Here is a 3,974-nt window from a genome sequence, read left to right as displayed (position 1 = left end):
CAGAAGGAAATCTCCATCTTCTTACTGGCAAAATCAGGAAAAATGATCCCCGAAAATGATTGAATTGCCTATCAACGCTGGCGCAGCAGACGGCGAGGCCATCGGCCGAAGCTGGTTGCTGAGCATTGTTGGCGGTTCGGCTTTAATCATTTTTTTATTTACCAGAGTCCATATCTTCAAGAAAATTCTTAGGATCTTTTAAAAACCTATATGCGTTTGATTTTCTAATTTGAACTTTGACTTCTTCAATCTCAGGATTTGACAACATGCCTTTATTATCCATAAATATCCAATCATACTGCTTTCCTAGCTCAATCATATTCATTAAAAATAGCAAATTCAATTCTCGTAAATCAGCTCTAAATGAAAACTCATTTATTGTACCTGTTTTTTCATTTATTGCTATCCATGCATCGTTATCTAATCTCTTTGTATAAGTTTTCCAGTTGAAATTGAATTCATTATTTCCCCAGTTTGCTCTGCTAACAATTTTATCAATTTTTTCAGTTATCCCATTTGGAGCAACCCTTTCCAAATCCCAATATATTTCTGCCTCTGATTCAATGCAATCATCTTTAATATTGATATTAAGCTTTTTTGGTATCTGCTTATGTAGTTTCAGTAATCCTTTTTTAGGTATTACTGCTAAATAAAATTGATAGATCGCCATTTTTTCTTTTTAGCTGACCGCCAACGTGAACGCAACGGCCGGCAAGGGCATCGCCCGAAGCATGGCTGGTGCGTAGTGTTATAGGCGATTTTCTAAGAATTTCTTTAATCTTTTTGTTGCTCTTTTAGATAATCCAAAATCAATTATGCCTTTATTAACTGAATCTAATGACTGTACATTGAACAAAACTTTATTCTCGTCCAAATACACACTGATCACTAAAGAATTAAAAAACTTATTCCTGTATACACATTCAATTTGATTATTCTCTATTTTTTTAGATCTGATCTTTAACTGGGACAAATATTCATTGATAACCATCCATTTTTCATCTATGGTTTTTACAGAATTGATACAGCCTATTTGATAATCTTTCGGTATCCTCCAAAACCCATAAATTCCGATGATTATGGAAAGAAGTGGAGCAAGTAGGATAAGATAATTTCCCTTATGTCTAGGATGATAAAAATCATTAATGATTAAATCTCCGATCATCCATATTCCAAAACCGATAAAGAAAACGCATACTAAGTAATTTAGTATATCATTGGTCTTCTCCGGTTCCTTCAGTTCCTGTTTAAATTGATCTACTGTCATTTCTATCCCATCGCCTATAACGGCGATCGTAGGCGCTGGCGAGGCCATCGGCCGAAGCTGTAGCGCATACTGAATGTTAGGCACTGGCTTTTCTTTTCCTAATAATTTTTAATCCTTTTGTTTCAGACACTTTCCACAACTGAATAATATACGAATCATCTCCCTCTAGTCCATCTTCTCTTAATGTATCTAAATTCAGATAGTAGATTCTGGCTCTGTAAATTCCTTTTTCAAGATTGATGCGTAAAGCTTCTGGTAAATAATCGGTACATCCAGACACAACTAGCCTTCCTGAATTCAATGCTATATCACATTCGTTAATTTGATCTATTCCTGATATCTGTTCTATATCAGGTGCTGAATTAAATATTTGGATGCAAACTGGTACTGTCATGTTTCTAGCCGTTCCAACTCCTATTGTTCCATCTGTCAGAGCCAGTAAATTATCAACATCTGAAGCCGTCCATCCATTAGATAAATCTCCTTCTGCATCTTCATCTTGAAGGTAGATTTGAAAATAATCTGCAAATAGCTCTAAGCTGTGTTCTTCAATTTTCATTTCTTCTTCCGCTAGTGCCTAACGACTGCCATAGGCGCTGCGAAGGCGCAGCCGTAGCATTGCGCTTATGGCTTGTTATGTGGCGCCTATTCTTTTCTAATTAGAAGGTTCGAATTTATCTCTAATTTTGTATGAGGATAATTAATTATATCAAACCCCGAAGAATATATTTCCAAGTTATAAAACTGAATTTGTGAGACGCTTTCACTTATATGGGTGATATCAATAGTGCCGAACATCTCCCTATCCTCTTTAACTCTTTTGTAGTTTGTAAAAGTTATCCCACCATATCCATTTGAACCTCTTTCTAATTCAATGAATCTTGTATACTCAAAAGTAGGTTCTTCAAATGTTAAGTTACCCAACTGAACAGAGCCTAACTTAAAATCATCATCAGGTATACTAATTACTAATTTTTTGTAAGCTGAGTCACCTTCAAACGAATAAGCTTCAATAATATGTAACAGGTTGTCGGTTTCAGATAAAGGTGCTCTTAATTCGTATCTCGATTTATCCCAATGATACACCATATATGATATACTATCCCAGGAAAACAAATTTCCTTGATTTGGTATATTTTCATAGTTTTCTATATATTCAATTTGACATAGGTTATTATCAATAAATGGTTTCTCTATTATTTCTTCTTCCTCACATCCACAAAATGAGAGTGTAACAAAAAGCATTACTAGTATTTTTCTCATATAATACAGTTTAAACATTTCAATTTAGGTGCCACATAACGACCAGCATAGGCGCTGGCGAAGGCTTCGCCTGAGCATTGCGCTTATGCAGTGTTAGCGCCAGTGTTTTCCTTTCTTTTATATTCAAATTCGCTGTCCGTCAGCCAAAATACAGTTAAAAACCAAGAATCAACTATTTTAAAAGAGTAAGTATCCATCAAATAGTTGAGTACCTTCTTCATGTGACCTGCCCCATAAATGACCCCAATTCTAATCTCTTTGCTTGCTTCATCTATTTGCTGATCAATCGCATTAAAGATCGTTTTTTCCCTTTTGATATTGATAAAGTTTTCCACTGAATTTGCTTTTCCATGCGTCATAAACCAGAATTGATCATCTAGTTCATGTTTCTGACGATATGATTTTGCCAAAGAACTTTTCGTATAGTAATGTGATAGGAAAAATAAACCTATAGGGTACAAAGTTCTAAATAGCAATCTTGAAATTACAGGTATTTTCTTCCATTCCTGTTCAGCAATCTCTCGGTTAAAATCTGCATGGATTAGCTTAGAACCAAATTTTTTCGTATTGATCTCATCACCCTGATAGACCAATCCTAATCTACTGGCAAATTGCCGATACGCATGTTTAAATCCTTCAAGTTTCTTTAAACCAACTCCCTCATATAATATCAAATCACATTTGTTGAGTTCAGCAATTACCTCCTGATAGAACTCCGTTGATCCAATATGCAGAACGGGTATAATTAAGAATTCTAAATCTTGATTCTTCAGCAAGTAAGCAGCTGTTCTAAGATTGAAATCATTTGAGTCAATTATCTGCATTTAGTATTTTGAATTTCACCATTGGCGCTAACGGCCAACGCGAGCCGACGGCTGGGTTTGTTTGCGTTTGTCTTTCAAATTATCGATTTCCGTGCTTGGAGCAATGAATAATCAAGCTCATTTTTGCTAGGCTGCTGGCTGCGTTTTGTTGTGCCTAGTTTTCATCCTTTTCCATCCAGGATTCAGGAATTGATGGAAAATCTTCTTTCCATTTTCTTTCATTTGAATTCCACATCAAGTATGGCGGATCAAATCCTATAGTAAATATCAATTCATAGGTTGAGTCATTGAGGTTTCTTATTTCTGGATATGCTCTTCCCATTTCTTCGCTTGTAAAACCAATCTTCCTTAACGTTTCCCAATCGTTGTTAGCAGGAAAATTTCCTTCTTTTTGATGATACCTATCTATACTCTTTATCAATTCGTTTCCTCGTTCAATCTCTTTTCTATTGTATAATTCCATCGGTAGATTATACAGAATGAAAATTGTTGCGATGATAACGGCAATAGCTATTAAGATACTGTTCTTCATTCAATTAGGCACAACGTTAAAGCTACCGGTCGTAGAGGCAAGATGTGACTTTTTGATGAGATATTCTGCTTCATCTTGCTGGCTTTAT

At 35.4% G+C, this 3,974-nt stretch carries 6 protein-coding genes; all 6 read right to left on the bottom strand.

Features of this window, described 5'->3' with window-relative positions:
• Positions 1-154: 154 nt before the first annotated feature.
• The 6 genes from WJR50_RS33845 to WJR50_RS33820 all read right to left on the bottom strand — a co-directional run bounded on the left by WJR50_RS33845 (position 155) and on the right by WJR50_RS33820 (position 3,886).
• Entirely contained in the window at positions 155-670 is a 516-nt protein-coding gene (locus WJR50_RS33845; RefSeq protein ID WP_341297749.1) for a hypothetical protein, read from the bottom strand.
• 78 nt (positions 671-748) lie between these two features.
• A complete protein-coding gene (locus WJR50_RS33840) occupies positions 749-1,315 on the bottom strand; it encodes a hypothetical protein (RefSeq protein WP_341297748.1) in 567 nt (188 codons plus the stop codon).
• A 28-nt stretch (positions 1,316-1,343) separates the two neighbouring features.
• Positions 1,344-1,826: a hypothetical protein gene (locus WJR50_RS33835; RefSeq protein ID WP_341297747.1), complete on the bottom strand. Its 483-nt coding sequence runs from the start codon at positions 1,824-1,826 to the stop codon at positions 1,344-1,346.
• Positions 1,827-1,912: 86 nt separating this feature from the next.
• Complete coding sequence (locus tag WJR50_RS33830; protein ID WP_341297746.1) at positions 1,913-2,530, bottom strand: hypothetical protein; 618 nt, start codon at positions 2,528-2,530, stop codon at positions 1,913-1,915.
• Positions 2,531-2,613: 83 nt separating this feature from the next.
• A complete protein-coding gene (locus tag WJR50_RS33825) occupies positions 2,614-3,354 on the bottom strand; it encodes a hypothetical protein (protein ID WP_341297745.1) in 741 nt (246 codons plus the stop codon).
• Positions 3,355-3,508: 154 nt separating this feature from the next.
• Positions 3,509-3,886, bottom strand: coding sequence for a hypothetical protein (locus WJR50_RS33820; RefSeq protein ID WP_341297744.1), 378 nt, complete (start codon positions 3,884-3,886; stop codon positions 3,509-3,511).
• Positions 3,887-3,974: the final 88 nt, after the last annotated feature.

The organism is Catalinimonas locisalis (assembly GCF_038039535.1).
Classification (GTDB): Bacteria; Bacteroidota; Bacteroidia; order Cytophagales; family Cyclobacteriaceae; genus Catalinimonas.
The sequence above is the reverse complement of the archived record's forward strand: the minus strand, read 5'-3'. Positions and strand labels throughout refer to the sequence as shown.

What these genes read in the sequence shown, in the direction of transcription:
- WJR50_RS33840 (WP_341297748.1), bottom strand. Translation starts at nt 1,315, where the DNA reads ATGGCCTCGCCAGCGCCTACGATCGCCGTTATAGGCGATGGGATAGAA.
- WJR50_RS33825 (WP_341297745.1), bottom strand. Translation starts at nt 3,354, where the DNA reads ATGCAGATAATTGACTCAAATGATTTCAATCTTAGAACAGCTGCTTAC.
- WJR50_RS33845 (WP_341297749.1), bottom strand. Translation starts at nt 670, where the DNA reads ATGGCGATCTATCAATTTTATTTAGCAGTAATACCTAAAAAAGGATTA.
- WJR50_RS33835 (WP_341297747.1), bottom strand. Translation starts at nt 1,826, where the DNA reads ATGAAAATTGAAGAACACAGCTTAGAGCTATTTGCAGATTATTTTCAA.
- WJR50_RS33830 (WP_341297746.1), bottom strand. Translation starts at nt 2,530, where the DNA reads ATGAGAAAAATACTAGTAATGCTTTTTGTTACACTCTCATTTTGTGGA.
- WJR50_RS33820 (WP_341297744.1), bottom strand. Translation starts at nt 3,886, where the DNA reads ATGAAGAACAGTATCTTAATAGCTATTGCCGTTATCATCGCAACAATT.